The sequence below is a fragment of the Arenimonas sp. genome (assembly GCF_044353605.1).
Classification (GTDB): domain Bacteria; phylum Pseudomonadota; class Gammaproteobacteria; order Xanthomonadales; family Xanthomonadaceae; genus Arenimonas.
In genome coordinates this window covers 1-13,493 of sequence record NZ_JBILBO010000036.1, presented here as the reverse complement: position 1 = coordinate 13,493, position 13,493 = coordinate 1, and the positions used below count along the sequence as shown (strand labels likewise).

General features: G+C 58.0%; 15 protein-coding genes. 7 read left to right on the top strand and 8 right to left on the bottom strand.

The features are described from left to right. The first annotated feature begins 25 nt into the window (after positions 1-25). The gene (gene infA / locus ACIQ1A_RS09720; RefSeq protein WP_297799638.1) at positions 26-244 is read left to right on the top strand and encodes a translation initiation factor IF-1; all 219 of its coding nucleotides are present in this window, start codon (positions 26-28) and stop codon (positions 242-244) included. Positions 245-247: 3 nt separating this feature from the next. On the opposite strand, the gene clpA is transcribed toward infA, so the two are convergent. Together clpA and clpS are read right to left on the bottom strand one after the other, a co-directional pair. Next, positions 248-2,524 (bottom strand): ATP-dependent Clp protease ATP-binding subunit ClpA, encoded by a 2,277-nt coding sequence (gene clpA, locus ACIQ1A_RS09715; protein ID WP_395770873.1) that lies wholly within the window; start codon positions 2,522-2,524, stop codon positions 248-250. A gap of 21 nt (positions 2,525-2,545) precedes the next feature. Beyond that, positions 2,546-2,872 (bottom strand): ATP-dependent Clp protease adapter ClpS, encoded by a 327-nt coding sequence (gene clpS, locus ACIQ1A_RS09710; RefSeq protein ID WP_395770872.1) that lies wholly within the window; start codon positions 2,870-2,872, stop codon positions 2,546-2,548. 99 nt (positions 2,873-2,971) lie between these two features. On the opposite strand from clpS, the gene ACIQ1A_RS09705 reads away from it, so the two are divergent. Genes ACIQ1A_RS09705 through hflD form a run of 3 tightly spaced genes read left to right on the top strand, consistent with a single transcriptional unit; the run spans position 2,972 to position 5,158 of the window. Continuing rightward, positions 2,972-3,433 (top strand): NUDIX hydrolase, encoded by a 462-nt coding sequence (locus ACIQ1A_RS09705; protein WP_395770871.1) that lies wholly within the window; start codon positions 2,972-2,974, stop codon positions 3,431-3,433. A 7-nt stretch (positions 3,434-3,440) separates the two neighbouring features. Continuing rightward, the gene (gene mnmA / locus ACIQ1A_RS09700) at positions 3,441-4,553 is read left to right on the top strand and encodes a tRNA 2-thiouridine(34) synthase MnmA (protein WP_395770870.1); all 1,113 of its coding nucleotides are present in this window, start codon (positions 3,441-3,443) and stop codon (positions 4,551-4,553) included. Continuing rightward, positions 4,550-5,158: a high frequency lysogenization protein HflD gene (hflD, locus tag ACIQ1A_RS09695; protein ID WP_395770869.1), complete on the top strand. Its 609-nt coding sequence runs from the start codon at positions 4,550-4,552 to the stop codon at positions 5,156-5,158. Before mnmA ends, hflD begins: the two co-directional genes overlap by 4 nt. Here hflD and ACIQ1A_RS09690 read toward each other — a convergent pair. Further along, entirely contained in the window at positions 5,155-5,640 is a 486-nt protein-coding gene (locus tag ACIQ1A_RS09690) for a glutathione peroxidase (RefSeq protein ID WP_395770868.1), read from the bottom strand. The genes hflD and ACIQ1A_RS09690 overlap by 4 nt on opposite strands. Positions 5,641-5,761: 121 nt before the next feature. Beyond that, positions 5,762-6,250: an NUDIX hydrolase gene (locus ACIQ1A_RS09685; protein WP_395770867.1), complete on the bottom strand. Its 489-nt coding sequence runs from the start codon at positions 6,248-6,250 to the stop codon at positions 5,762-5,764. Positions 6,251-6,299: 49 nt separating this feature from the next. On the opposite strand from ACIQ1A_RS09685, the gene ACIQ1A_RS09680 reads away from it, so the two are divergent. Both ACIQ1A_RS09680 and ACIQ1A_RS09675 read left to right on the top strand, forming a co-directional pair. Further along, on the top strand, positions 6,300-7,532 hold the full coding sequence (locus tag ACIQ1A_RS09680) for a TIGR03862 family flavoprotein (protein WP_395770866.1): 1,233 nt from the start codon (positions 6,300-6,302) through the stop codon (positions 7,530-7,532). A gap of 90 nt (positions 7,533-7,622) precedes the next feature. Then, complete coding sequence (locus tag ACIQ1A_RS09675) at positions 7,623-8,261, top strand: hypothetical protein (protein ID WP_395770865.1); 639 nt, start codon at positions 7,623-7,625, stop codon at positions 8,259-8,261. Positions 8,262-8,277: 16 nt separating this feature from the next. On the opposite strand, the gene ACIQ1A_RS09670 is transcribed toward ACIQ1A_RS09675, so the two are convergent. The 4 genes from ACIQ1A_RS09670 to ACIQ1A_RS09655 all read right to left on the bottom strand — a co-directional run bounded on the left by ACIQ1A_RS09670 (position 8,278) and on the right by ACIQ1A_RS09655 (position 11,858). Beyond that, positions 8,278-8,997: a pseudouridine synthase gene (locus tag ACIQ1A_RS09670; protein WP_395770864.1), complete on the bottom strand. Its 720-nt coding sequence runs from the start codon at positions 8,995-8,997 to the stop codon at positions 8,278-8,280. 3 nt (positions 8,998-9,000) lie between these two features. After that, entirely contained in the window at positions 9,001-9,477 is a 477-nt protein-coding gene (locus ACIQ1A_RS09665; RefSeq protein ID WP_395770863.1) for an FKBP-type peptidyl-prolyl cis-trans isomerase, read from the bottom strand. Positions 9,478-9,486: 9 nt separating this feature from the next. Then, positions 9,487-10,866 (bottom strand): ATP-dependent RNA helicase DbpA, encoded by a 1,380-nt coding sequence (dbpA, locus tag ACIQ1A_RS09660; protein ID WP_395770862.1) that lies wholly within the window; start codon positions 10,864-10,866, stop codon positions 9,487-9,489. A 98-nt stretch (positions 10,867-10,964) separates the two neighbouring features. Continuing rightward, positions 10,965-11,858, bottom strand: a complete 894-nt coding sequence (locus tag ACIQ1A_RS09655) for an acyltransferase (RefSeq protein ID WP_395770861.1) — start codon at positions 11,856-11,858, stop codon at positions 10,965-10,967. Positions 11,859-11,933: 75 nt separating this feature from the next. Between ACIQ1A_RS09655 and ACIQ1A_RS09650 the strand changes: the two genes are divergently transcribed. Further along, positions 11,934-13,493, top strand: a 1,560-nt coding sequence (locus ACIQ1A_RS09650; RefSeq protein ID WP_395770860.1) for a M14 family metallopeptidase, incomplete at its 3' end; no start/stop codon positions are given.

The following is a 13,493-nucleotide window of genomic DNA, read 5'->3' as shown; positions in this document are numbered from 1 at the left end:
TACTCAACCGAAGCACCCATTCTGCATGTCCAAAGACGATTCAATTGAATTCGACGGCACCGTTCTGGAAACCCTGCCCAACACCATGTTCCGCGTCAAACTGGAAAACGGACATGTCATCACGGCACACATTTCCGGCAGAATGCGTAAAAACTACATCCGCATCCTCACCGGCGACAAGGTCAAGGTCGAGATGACCCCGTACGACCTCAGCAAAGGTCGCATTACCTACCGCGCCAAATAAGCCTCAGGGCTCAACCGACGCCGGCAGCAGCCGTTCGGGTTCGGGCAAGGCGTTCACCTGCAGACCACCCTCGCCGACCGTGACGCTGGCACGACCGCCGTTGACCAGTGCACCGAACAACAGCTCATCCGCCAAGGGCCGCTTGATGCGATCCTGGATCAGGCGTGCCATCGGTCGCGCTCCCATTTGGGCATCGAAACCGTTTTCGGCAAGCCACTGACGGGCATCCGGACTGACGCTCAGCACCACATGCTTTTCGTGCAATAGCGCTTCCAGCTCAATCAGGAACTTGTCGACCACGCGCAGGATGTGGTCCATGCCTAGTGCCTGGAACTGTACGATGGCATCCAAGCGGTTGCGGAATTCCGGGGTGAACTGCTTGCGGATGGCCTCCATGGCATCGGTGGTATGGTTCTGTTCGACGAAGCCCATGGAACGGCGTGCGGCAATCTGGGCGCCGGCGTTGGTGGTCAGGACGATGACGACATTCTTGAAATTGGCTTCACGGCCGTTGGTGTCGGTCAACACGCCACGGTCCATGATCTGCAACAGGATGTTGTAGACGTCCGGATGCGCTTTCTCGATTTCATCGAGAAGCAGTACGCAATGCGGAGTTTTGACGATTTTCTCGGTGAGCAGGCCGCCCTGATCAAAACCGACGTATCCCGGAGGCGCACCGACCAAACGGCTGACGGAATGCGCTTCCATGTATTCCGACATATCGAAGCGGACCAGCTCAACGCCCAGTTGCATCGCCAGTTGCTTGGTAACTTCGGTCTTGCCAACGCCAGTTGGACCGGCGAACAGGAAACTGCCGATCGGACGGTCGGGATGGCCCAGCCCGGAGCGTGCCAGCTTGATGGCGGACACCAGGGTTTCGATGGCCGGATCCTGGCCGAAAATCAGCATTTTCAGATTACGGTCGAGATTGCGCAGCACATCCTTATCGGAGGCGGACACCTGCTTGGCAGGAATGCGCGCCATCTTGGAAACGATCAGTTCGATTTCCTCGAGGTCGATGATGGATTTGCGGATATCCGGCGGCAGTAGACGCTGGCGTGCACCGGCTTCATCGATGACATCAATGGCCTTGTCCGGCAACAGACGGTCGTTGATGTGCTTGACCGAAAGATCAACGGCGGCCTGGATGGCATCGCTGCTGTAGGTCACCTCATGATGGGCTTCGAAACGCGGCTTCAGGCCATTGAGGATGGCCACCGCCTCGCTCAGCGTCGGCTCACTGATGTCGATTTTCTGGAAACGCCGCGCCAAGGCGCGGTCTTTCTCGAACACGCCGCGGTATTCCTGGAAGGTCGTTGAGCCGATGCAACGCAATTCGCCGTTCTGCAGCACCGGTTTGATCAGATTGGAGGCATCCATGGTGCCGCCGGAGGCGGAACCGGCGCCGATGATGGTATGGATTTCATCGATGAAAAGAACAGCGTTCGGCTCCTTTTTCAATTGGGCCAGCACTGCCTTCAAGCGCTTCTCGAAATCACCGCGGTATTTGGTGCCTGCAACCAGGGAACCGAGATCCAGCGCCCAGATCACGGCGGTGCGCAGCACTTCAGGCACCCGCCCTTCCACAATGCGCCAGGCCAGGCCCTCGGCGAGCGCGGTTTTCCCCACGCCGGGATCACCGACGTAAAGCGGATTGTTCTTGCGGCGGCGACACAGGACCTGGATGGTCCGCTCAACTTCTTCTTCACGGCCGATCAATGGGTCGATCTTGCCTTCAATGGCAAGCTCGTTGAGATTGACGGCGAATTCGGCCAAGGCATTTCCCTTGGCTTCCTCCGCAGCCTCGGGACCGCGGCTTTCTTCATTCTGCTCTTCGGGCGGCTCTCCGCTGCGCGCTACACCATGGGAAAGGTAGTTCACCACATCAAGCCGGGTGATGTCCTGCTTCTGCATCAGATAGACGGCATGCGAGTCTTTTTCGCTGAATATGGCGACCAGCACGTTTGCGCCAGTCACTTCCTTTTTGCCCGAGGACTGCACATGGTAGACCGCCCGCTGCAACACGCGCTGGAATCCGAGCGTCGGCTGGGTATCACGGTTGTCGTCCTCGGGAAGAATCGAAACATTGTCGCTGACGGCCTGACGCAAGCCCTTGGCGAGCTCGTCGATTTCTGCGCCACAGGCGCGGAGTACGCCAAGCGCGGAGGCGTTTTCAAGCAGCGCCAGCAACAGATGATCGACGGTCATGAATTCATGACGCGACTCACGGGCATCCTTGTAGCATTGACCGATGGATACTTCGAGTTCTTTACTGAACATAGTCTGCTCCTGTTGCCTTGATTACAGCGGTTCCATCATACTTAACAGAGGATGGTGGTTCTGGCGTGAAAATTCATTAACTTGGTTTACTTTCGATTCAGCCACTTCACGCGAGTACACGCCGCCGGTTCCGCGGCCACGGGTATGGATCTGCAACATGACCTGGGTGGCCTTTTCCTGATTCATCGCGAAGAATTCCTGCAATACGAACACGACGAAATCCATCGGGGTGAAATCATCGTTGAGCAGAATCACTTGGAAACGGCCCGGAGGCCCGACTTCGGCGCGTACCGCTTCAAGCAGGGCATCGCCGTCTTGGCGCTGGTCTGGGGTTTTGTTTCCGCTCATGTCTTATAAATAGGGCATCCCCCATCAAAATACAAGGGGTGGCAAATCGGCGATAATGGCACTATTGATAAACAAGGATTTAAGCCCCATCTCTTCCCCATGAGCTACCGAACCGGCACATTCTGGCAACCGGACGTCACCGTCGCGACCGTCGTCGTGCGCGCGGGACAGTTCTTGATGGTCGAGGAGCGCGTCAGCGGTCGTGTGGTTTACAACCAGCCCGCCGGGCATCTGGAGCCGGATGAATCGATCCTGCAGGCGGCCATCCGCGAAACCCTTGAGGAAACAGGCTGGCAAGTCAGTCTCACCGCATTCATCGGCGCCTACCAATGGAAAGCACCCGAGACCGGCCGGCAGTATCTTCGCATGGCATTTGCCGCCGATCCACTGCAGCATGATGCCGGACGCACACTGGATGAAGGCATCGTTGCGGCGCACTGGATGTTGCCATCCGAGATCGACGCTTTGACCGACCGCCACCGCAGTCCGCTGGTGGCCCGGGTCATCGCCGACTACCTGAACGGCTCGCGGCATCCGCTTAACCTGTTGCAGAGCCTGTGAGCGCAGCATGAAGATCATGTTGGGCGTTTCAGGCGGCGTCGATTCTTCGGTGGCCGCGCTGCTGCTGAAACAGCAAGGGCATGATGTCAGCGGCCTGTTCATGCAGAACTGGGACGAAGAGGACGATGGCGAATGCCGGGCCGAAGAAGACCGCAAGGATGCCCTTGCTGTATGCGGAAAACTGGGCATCCCGTTTTATTCGCGCAATTTCGCGAAAACCTACTGGTCGGAAGTATTCACCTATTTTCTGTCGGAATACAAAGCCGGACGCACGCCGAATCCGGACGTGCTATGCAACCGCGAAATCAAATTCAAGACCTTTCTCGACGAAGCCAAAACGCTGGGGTCGGATAAAATCGCGACAGGCCATTATGCGCAGGTGCGCGAGCGTGATGGCCTCTTCCAACTGGTGCGCGGCGCCGATACCGGCAAGGACCAGACTTACTTTCTGCACCAACTCGGACAGGCGCAACTGGCCGCCACGCTGTTCCCGATCGGCCATCTGCCGAAATCCGAGGTGCGTGCGCTGGCTGCCGGCGCCGGTTTCGGTACAGCCGCCAAGAAGGACTCCACCGGCATCTGCTTCATCGGTGAACGGGATTTCCGTGATTTCCTCGGTCAGTACATCCCGGCCAAAGCCGGTGAAATACGAAGTATCGATGGGCAACACGTGGGTGAACATGCCGGTGTTTTCTATTACACGCTCGGCCAGCGTGAAGGCCTGCATATCGGCGGCATCAAAGGCCGACCGCCGGCGCCCTGGTTCGTGGTCGGCAAGGACATCCATCGGAATATCCTTTACGTCGATCAAGGCATCGAATCGCTGTGGCTCCACTCCCGCACACTGCGAAGCGAAACGGCACACTGGGTAGCCGGTGCGGCGCCGGCAGCCGAGTTCCGCTGCACCGCCAAAACCCGCTACCGCCAGCAGGATGTCTACTGCACCGTACAGGTTCTTTCCGATGGCACTTTGGATGTGCTTTTTGATGAGCCGCAACGCGCCGTGACACCCGGACAATCGCTGGTACTGTATGCTGACGAGGTTTGCCTCGGCGGCGCCATCATCGCCGAAACCGATGCCCCCATGGAAATCCGACTTCGCCAGGAAACCACCGCATGAAAGACCGCGCACTCGCCCTTGCCGCCCTGTTGCAGGCCGTTGAACAGGTCAACCTGATGGCCAATCAAGGCCAGGCCCAGACCGAGCCGCTGGCAACCTGCATCAACAGCCTGTTTGTTTTCGATGCAGACCAGACGGAACAAATTTACGGCAACCGTCACCAACTCAAGGCCGGCCTGAAGTGTCTTTCCAATCAGCTGCACGGCGAAGCCGCCCGTGACAATACCATTACCCGCATCGCCCTGAACGTGCTGCATCTCGAACGCCAGTTCAACCGAAATCCGCAGGCAATGCAGGCAGTACATGCGAAACTTCTGGACATCAAAATACAGGCCGAAAACTCCGGGGCGACCCACCCGGACATCCTGGCAGCACTCGGGGCTTTGTATGCCGAAAAAGTAAGCCCGCTCGGGCCGAAAATCATGGTGCAGGGCAATCCGGTATATCTGGCCCAGGCGCAGGTGGTTTCTGAAGTACGTGCCGCACTGCTTGCCGCCGTTCGTGCCGCCGTGCTCTGGCGGCAGCTTGGAGGCAGCTACTGGGATTTCTTCCTGTCACGACGCCAGCTCAACGAAGCGACGCGGGGCCTGCTCGGTCAGGTTTAGGATTTGAGCGCGGCAAGGATATCGGCTTCGATGTCTTCCGGCTTGTCCGTCGGCGCATAGCGTTTCAGAACGGAACCGTCACGACCAATCAGGAATTTGGTGAAATTCCATTTGATGGCACCGATGCCAAGCAGTCCGCTCTTTTCCTTTTTCAGCCACTGGTAGAACGGATGCGCGCCGCCGCCGTTGACTTCGATTTTTCCAAACATCGGAAAACTCACATCGTAGCTGAGTGAGCAGAAATTCTTGATTTCTTCGGCATCCCCGGGTTCCTGGTGACCGAATTGGTCGCAGGGAAATCCGAGCACGGCAAAACCCGCATCCCGGTGCTTGCGCCAGAGCGCTTCCAAACCGGTGTACTGCGGGGTGAAGCCGCATTTGGAGGCGGTATTGACCACCAACAGCACCTTACCCTTGTAATCGGAGAGGGAAACATCCTTGCCATCGATGTCGGTGGCGGAAAACTCATAGGCAGTGGTCATGACGGACTCCTTAGCGGGTAGGAAACTAGGATAACGCAAAAGAAAAGGGCCGGTTTCCCGGCCCTTCAGGTTTTTCACACGGAAATCACCGCCATGAAAGATAAAAAATCAAGCGGATATTTTATATTCTTGAATAAGACCATGACTTCATTTTGCCGTTTTCATAGGGCATGACGCCATGGAATTGGCGCGGATCATCATCGAAGACCAAAGGCAAGAACTGGCGATCCCCGTCCCACATCGGTAGATCCATGATCTTGTCGACATCGACCCAACACAGATCACCTTCGGGATTGGCGCTGAACGGCGCACCACTGAAGCGCTTGACCAGAAAAATCAGACCATACCAATGCTCGCCGTTCTTGCCGAAAAACGGCCAGGAAATACTGCCGCGTAGGCAAATATCTTCGCAGACGATACCGGCCTCCTCCATCACTTCCCGGCGCACGCTGGCGACCACGTCCTCATCGTCCTCGACCTTACCGCCGAGCCCGTTGTACTTGCCCAGATGCTCGTCGGTATCACGGGCATTGCGATGGATCAGCAACACCTGTCGACCATCGGGTGAGAGCACATAGGCCAGCGTGGCGAGAATGGGGCAATAGGGCATGGGGACGGCAATTCCTCTAAACTGAAAGTACATTATCGCCGGATTCCCTATGAGCACCGCCACCGCACCGAAAAAAATTGCCGTCATCGGCGGCGGGCCGGCGGGCTTGATGGCAGCGCAGACTGCTGCTGAAGGCGGCGCAGAAGTCCATCTGTATGAACGCAAAGCCTCGGTCGGACGGAAATTCCTGATTGCCGGCCGTGGCGGCCTGAACCTGACCCATGCCGAACCGATGAAAGATTTCAGCATGCGTTTTCGCAGCCAAAGCGCCGAGGTAGCGACTTGGTTGGCGTCGTTTGATAATGCCGCCATGCGTCATTGGGCGGAACAACTCGGCATCGCCACCTTTGTCGGCAGCTCCGGCCGGGTATTCCCAACCGACATGAAGGCGGCCCCCTTGCTGCGGGCCTGGCTGAAACACCTGCGCGCCTTGGGCGTACAATTCCACGTCAATCACCAAGCCCTCGCCTTTGAAGGCGAACGACAACTGCGCCTGCAATCGCCGGATGGTGAAGTGCGGATTTCGGCAGACGCATTCATTCTGGCACTCGGCGGTGCCAGCTGGCCGCAACTGGGTTCGGATGGCAGCTGGCAGCATGGCCTGATGCCGGACGGATTGGACATCACCCCGCTGGAACCGGCCAACTGCGGCTTCGAAACCGGCTGGTCGGATTTCTTCAAACGTAAATTTTCCGGCGAGCCACTGAAACCCCTGCGAATCCGTCTTGCCAAAGGCGATGCTCTCGGACTGCAGGGGGAGTGCGTAATCAGCGAGTACGGCATAGAAGGCAGTCTCATTTACGCACTCAGCGCCGATATCCGCGAAACCATCGCACGGGACGGAAAGTGCACCTTGCTGCTGGATCTTCTGCCGGATCATGATCTGGCCCGCATCACCGCAGCCGCCGGCAAACCCCGCAATGGACGGAGTCTCAGCGATTTCCTGCGCCGTCATTTCCGAATCTCAGGAGTAAAAACCGCTTTGCTTTACGAGTTGGGCGATAAGAGCCGATTTGCGGAACCCATGCATCTTGCAGAACTGCTCAAGGCTCTGCCCTTGACCGTCACTGCGCCTCGACCGATTGCCGAGGCGATCAGCACTGCCGGAGGGGTGGCGCTGGCACAACTGGACACACACTTGATGTGGCGTCGTTATCCGGCTCTGTTCTTCGCCGGTGAAATGCTGGATTGGGAAGCGCCGACTGGCGGGTATCTGTTGACTGCCAGCATGGCCAGCGGGCGATGTGCGGCCTTGGGCGCACTCGGTATACCTGTCGAATAATACGTAACCCATGAATTGCAATACATTCTGACTGAAATCCCAACGGACACGGGTTATCATGAAGTTCCATTACCGAATCGAGCCCACCCCATGACCCTGCGTGCCGTTCTCGTCCTTGTTCTGTTTAACGCGCTGCCGGCCAGCGCCGCCGATAAACCGGCAGCGCCCTACACCATTGCGGTGTGGAGCGATGTGTCATTCACAACTGAGGGCGGCGTGGCTGAAAGCCAAATCATCAAGGAAACCGATTACCCTGCAAAATTCGTTGATGCGGTCAAGACCAAGATTGCCGCCATGCGCATTACCCCACCAGAACAGGATGGCAAACCGGCGGCATTGCGCAGTGGCGTGCGCGTAACCTATTTGATTACCCCCTCCGCTTCCGGGGCCAGCGTCAGTCTGCAGGAGACATTGTTGGCTCCATTGCCAGTACGTGAAATCTACGCGGCGTTTCCGAAATCGCTGAATCGAGAAGACAGCTGGCAGGGTCGAATCGATATTCGATGCGAGATTGATACTAGCGGACAATGTCTGAATCCAGTCATGACCGCGGACAATGGCAGTTTGCCGGAAGATGCCCGTCGATTTGCCAAGGACTCCATCACCAAATGGAAATTCGCGCCGCAAACACTCAATGGCCAGGCCATACCGGGCGAATTCCGCATGAGCTTCGACATCGTACCCAATCCACGCCAGATTGAAGATTTCCGGGACCCGCGCAAACTGTAAGATTCGCGAACCGGAATTACCAGTCGCTGCGCTCCGGCAAAAGTCCTTTCAGTTCGGCATCGGTTAGATTACGCCACTGCCCCACTTTCAAGGCGCCGAGCTTTACATTGATGATGCGGACGCGCCGCAACTGGGTGACGCGGTAGCCGAAAGCCGCCACCATCAGTCGGATCTGCCGGTTCAGGCCCTGGGTCAGGGTAATGGCGAAACCGTAGGGCGCGATTTTCCGGGTCTTGCAGGGTAATGTCATGTCACGGTGAATACGGACGCCTTTGGCCATACCGCGCAGGAATTCTTCGGTCACCGCTTTATTGACTGCGACCAGATATTCCTTCTCCTTGCGGTTCTCCGCACGCAGCAATTCATTGACGATGTCACCGTTGCTGGTCAGCAGGATCAGCCCCTCGGAATCCTTGTCCAGACGGCCGATCGGAAAGATACGTTGCTCATGATCGACAAAATCGACGATATTGCCCTTGACGCTCTGATCGGTCGTGCAGGTGATGCCGACCGGTTTGTTCAAGGCGATATAGACATGTTTGCGTGTACCGGGTTTGGCTTTACGGATTCGCAAGGTCTGGCCGTCGACCAAAACACTATCCCCATCTTCCACCCGTGTGGTCAGCGACGGCTTGGTGCCATTGACTGTAACCCGACCTTCCTTGATCAGCGCATCGGCCTCGCGCCGGGAACAGAAGCCGGTGTCGGAGATGAATTTGTTGACACGCACCGTCACCGGTCAATTGCCGCTGTCAAAGGAATGCAGGGTGATGTCGAAAACCAACTTGCCCTTGGGGGTATCACCACCGGGAATCGCGTCATAGGCGAGATTGCCCGGTATCCAGAAACGGAAGGTGTCTCCGGGACGCATCAACAGAACACCCTCCTGCCAGCCTTGGATCAGGCCGCGCAGCGGAAACCGCGAAGGGGCCCCGCGTGGCAGGGAGCTGTCGAACATGCGGCCTTGGAAGTCCCAGCCGATGTAGTCGATTTCGATGGCACTTTCAGGCGACGGGCTCGGTCCGTCTTTGCCGCGTTGCAGAATCACGTAGCGTAAACCGCTGGCGGTGCGGATGGCATTGGCCGGCGGCAGGCGCAGGTTATCCGGTGGCGCGAGACGTTGCGCAAGCGCCGCGGCATCCATTTTTTCCTGAGCGGCAGACTCGGTTGATGTCAAAAACAAAAAAGCAAAACTGATAAGGAACGATTTGAACATGGCAATCCTCTAAACGGCCGGGGACAACAAACGCACGCGGAAACTCCGGCCTTTGATTTTATCCTGTCTGAGTAACTGCAGCGCCTTGTCGGCCACGTTTTTGTGCAGAGCGACATAGGCGCGGGTATCGAACAAGGCGATTTTACCGACTTGTGTGGCTGCGATCTGCTGTTTGCCGGTCAATGCGCCAAGAATATCGCCGGGACGCAGTTTATCCTTGCGGCCGGCATCGATCACCAGGGTTTTCCAATCCGCCTTCAAGGGAGCGAGTTTGATGGCGCTTAAATCAATCCGCTGCCATTGTGCCGTCAGGCTCATCTGTTCTTCCACCGCCTTGACCCGGCCGATTTCCGAGGAAGCCACCAGCGCCAGTGCGCGCCCGTCCTTGCCGGCTCGTCCGGTACGGCCGACCCGATGCACATGCACATCGGCTTGATGCGCCAACTCATAACTGATCACCAGTGGCAGATCGGAGACATCCAGCCCGCGCGCCGCGACATCGGTAGCCACCAGCACGCGCACACTGCCATTCTGGAAACGCACCATGGCCTCGTCACGGTCGCGCTGCTCCAGATCGCCATGCAAGGCGCAGACATCGAAACCGGCTTTGGCCAAATGCTGCTCGACCTGTTGGCAATCGATTTTGGTGTTGCAGAACACCAATGCCTGTGCCGGCTGCAGCTGACCGAGCAAGTGCAGCAAGGCATCGGCTTTACGGCTGATCGGCACTTCGAAAAACAATTGTTCGATATGTTCTGAACGGGTATCGGTATCGAGCAGGATTTCTTTCGGATCGCGCTGATAGCTCTTCGAAAGTGCCCGCACGGCGTCCGGGAAAGTGGCCGAAAACAGCAAGGTCTGCCGCTTTTTCGGCAGAGCCTTCTGAATGGTCTGAATGGCCGGCTCGAAACCCATATCAAGCATGCGATCGGCTTCGTCCAACACCAGGGTTTTCATGGCATCCAGCTTCAATGCGCCGGTTTCAATCAATTCCAGAATCCGGCCCGGTGTGCCGACCACGATGGCCGGCTCATGCACCAGTGATTCGACATGCACCCGCACCGGTATGCCGCCATAGAACGCCGAGACTTTCACGTTGGGAAGGCGCACGGCGACCTTGCGAATGGCCTGGGTGACCTGATCCGCCAGTTCCCGGGTTGGGCACAGCACCAGCGCCTGCACGCCACTGGGCGCATCCAAACCGGAAAGAATGCCCAAGGCAAAGGCCAGCGTCTTGCCACTGCCGGTCTTTGCCTGCGCCAATACATCGGCACCGGCCAGAATATCGGCCAAACTGGCCTGCTGGATCGGCGTCGGTTCGGTGATGCCTTGGCTGGCGATGGCTTCTACTAATTCTGATCGAAGTGACCATTGGCTAAAATCGGACATGTACTCAATCCAGAAAACGCCGATTCGGCGCAATGTGCATAGTATGACGGGTTTGCCGCCGGCTTCCCATTGTTTTTGGCAGACACTTCCCTAGCCGTTCAGGGTTTCGCGTACCCGTTCAAAATTGCTTGCTTGTCCTGCCACAGGCCGTTCATCCATTGCTGGAACTGCGCCCGGAATGCGCGGTCGTTTTCATAATCGCCGGCACGCAGCGCGTCCGGTATCGGGCGCAGGCGGACTTCGACATGCACGTGTTTGATGCGGTCGGCGATCAGATCGGCCATGCCCGGAATACCGTTCGGATAATGCAGGGTCACGTCCAAAATGGCATGCAGGCCCTTGCCCATGGCGTCCAGCGCATAAGCCATGCCGCCCGATTTCGGTTTCAGTAAAGCCGGCAAGGGCGACTGCTGCTGGGCGTGTTTGGCTGGTGTGAAGCGGGTGCCTTCGGGAAAAATCATGATCGACACCGGCTTGCCGAGAAATTTCTCACAGGCCTTGCGGGTCGCGGCAATGTCCATTCCCGCCAGTTCCGGGCGCTTCTGCAACTGCGATTTTGTGTGGCGCTGCATGAACGGGAAATCCAGCGCCCACCAAGCCAGCCCCAACATCGGCACCCAGAACAGTTCTTTCTTCAGGAAAAAGCGCATGAACGGAATGCGTTTGTTGAACACCTTCTGCAGCACCAGGATATCGACCCAGCTCTGATGGTTGGAGAGCACCAGATAATGGCCGTCAGTCGCAAGCGCACTGTCTTCGCGGTAATGCACCTGCAAGGTGGTCATATGATCCATCATCCAGCTGTTGAAGCCGATCCAGGCTTCAGCCAAACCGATGATCCAGCGATCCAACAGGACTTGCAGGGATTTGATCGGCAGCAGGGCCTTAAGCAGCGCGCACAGCAGAAGCAGCGACACCCGGATCACGGTGTTGGCGATGATCAACAGGTAAATCAACGGAACGCGAAGCAGCAACGGAATTCGGGCAAGCATGGCAGGCCTTGGCGGATATGGGGTACGGGCGCCGAGTTGGCTATACTGACAGCACCCTGTAACCGGCATTTTATCATGAGAGTTTCCGCGCTCGTTCTGGCTCTGTTGGCCACATCCACCCTGCCCGCTGCCGATCTGCGCACGCATGCCGAACGCAGCGAGTACCGGGAAACCGGGCGCTATGCCGAAGTCGAGAACCTGTGCAAGCAATTCGAAAGCGATTATCCGGAGCAGGTCCGGTGTTTTTCTTTCGGCACCAGCCCCGAAGGCCGCCCGATGTGGGCGCTGGCCGCCAATGCCGATGGCGTAGTGACGCCGGAACAGGCGCAGCGCGCCGACCTGCCGGTGGTGCTGTTCCAGGGCGGTATCCACGCCGGTGAAATCGACGGCAAGGACGCCGGCTTCCGGGTGCTGCGCGAACTTCTGCAGGAACCCAAAAAACCGAATCTCCTGCGCAGCCAGGTCATGCTGTTCGTGCCGGTATTCAACGTTGACGGCCATGAACGCTTCGCGGCCTGGAACCGGCCGAACCAGCGCGGTCCGGCGGAAATGGGCTGGCGCACCACCGGCCAGAACTTCAACCTCAACCGGGATTACTTGAAAGCCGATGCCCCGGAAATGCAGCACATGCTCGACCTGGTCAATGCATGGGATCCGCTGTTCTACGTGGATTTGCATGTGACCGACGGTGCCCAGTTCCGGCATGACATTTCCGTACAGGTGGAACCGAAATTCGCCGGCGATGCCGATCTGCAGGCCATCGGCCGGAAATTCCAGGACGGTGTGCTGGAAGATTTACGCCAGGGTGGCTCTTTGCCGCTGCCCTACTACCCCTCATTCATCGAAAACGACAACCCGGCTTCCGGTTTCGCCGACGGTGTCTCCACACCGCGTTTCTCGACCGGCTATTTCCTGCTGCGCAACCGCTTCGGCGTACTGGTGGAAACCCATTCCTGGAAAACCTACCCGCAACGGGTGGATGCCACCGCACGCAGTATCCGCGCCATGATGCGCGAGGTCGCTCGCAACGGTGGACAATGGCGCCAGCGTGTACTGGCCGCCGATGCCGCCGCGATGAAACTGGGCGGACAGCCGGTGGCGCTGGATTACACCCATAGCGAAAAGGCGCGCCGCATCGACTTTCTCGGTTACGCCTACACGCGCACGCCCTCCGAAGTGTCCGGCAGCGTAATGACGCGCTACGATGAAACGACGCCGGCCATCTGGAAGCTGCCGCTGTTCGATGACATCCAGCCGAAACTGACCGTGACCGCGCCGCGAGGCGGCTACCTGATTCCGCCGATGTACGCGGCGAAACTCGGGCCGCAATTAGCCCGGCATGGCATCGCGTTCACGCCGATGAAAACCCCGCAGACCGCGGCCGTTGCCGAATTCCGCGCCGAGAGCGCGAGCTTCAGTAAAGCCTCGTTCGAAAGCCGTCAGACGCTGAGCGTCACCGGGCAATGGCAGGCCGCACGTGCCGAAATCCCCTCCGGTACGCTGTTCGTGCCGATCGCCCAGCCGAAGGCGCGGTTGGTGATGGCGCTGCTGGAACCGCAGGCACCCGATTCCTATCTGTCCTGGGGCCTGTTCAACAACCACTTCGAGCGTAAGGAATACATGGAAGATTACGTG

Excerpts from the sequence above, each read along its gene's own strand:
- infA (WP_297799638.1), top strand. The coding sequence starts at position 26 with ATGTCCAAAGACGATTCAATTGAATTCGACGGCACCGTTCTGGAAACC.
- clpA (WP_395770873.1), bottom strand. The coding sequence starts at position 2,524 with ATGTTCAGTAAAGAACTCGAAGTATCCATCGGTCAATGCTACAAGGAT.
- clpS (WP_395770872.1), bottom strand. The coding sequence starts at position 2,872 with ATGAGCGGAAACAAAACCCCAGACCAGCGCCAAGACGGCGATGCCCTG.
- ACIQ1A_RS09705 (WP_395770871.1), top strand. The coding sequence starts at position 2,972 with ATGAGCTACCGAACCGGCACATTCTGGCAACCGGACGTCACCGTCGCG.
- mnmA (WP_395770870.1), top strand. The coding sequence starts at position 3,441 with ATGAAGATCATGTTGGGCGTTTCAGGCGGCGTCGATTCTTCGGTGGCC.
- hflD (WP_395770869.1), top strand. The coding sequence starts at position 4,550 with ATGAAAGACCGCGCACTCGCCCTTGCCGCCCTGTTGCAGGCCGTTGAA.
- ACIQ1A_RS09690 (WP_395770868.1), bottom strand. The coding sequence starts at position 5,640 with ATGACCACTGCCTATGAGTTTTCCGCCACCGACATCGATGGCAAGGAT.
- ACIQ1A_RS09685 (WP_395770867.1), bottom strand. The coding sequence starts at position 6,250 with ATGCCCTATTGCCCCATTCTCGCCACGCTGGCCTATGTGCTCTCACCC.
- ACIQ1A_RS09680 (WP_395770866.1), top strand. The coding sequence starts at position 6,300 with ATGAGCACCGCCACCGCACCGAAAAAAATTGCCGTCATCGGCGGCGGG.
- ACIQ1A_RS09675 (WP_395770865.1), top strand. The coding sequence starts at position 7,623 with ATGACCCTGCGTGCCGTTCTCGTCCTTGTTCTGTTTAACGCGCTGCCG.
- ACIQ1A_RS09665 (WP_395770863.1), bottom strand. The coding sequence starts at position 9,477 with ATGTTCAAATCGTTCCTTATCAGTTTTGCTTTTTTGTTTTTGACATCA.
- dbpA (WP_395770862.1), bottom strand. The coding sequence starts at position 10,866 with ATGTCCGATTTTAGCCAATGGTCACTTCGATCAGAATTAGTAGAAGCC.
- ACIQ1A_RS09655 (WP_395770861.1), bottom strand. The coding sequence starts at position 11,858 with ATGCTTGCCCGAATTCCGTTGCTGCTTCGCGTTCCGTTGATTTACCTG.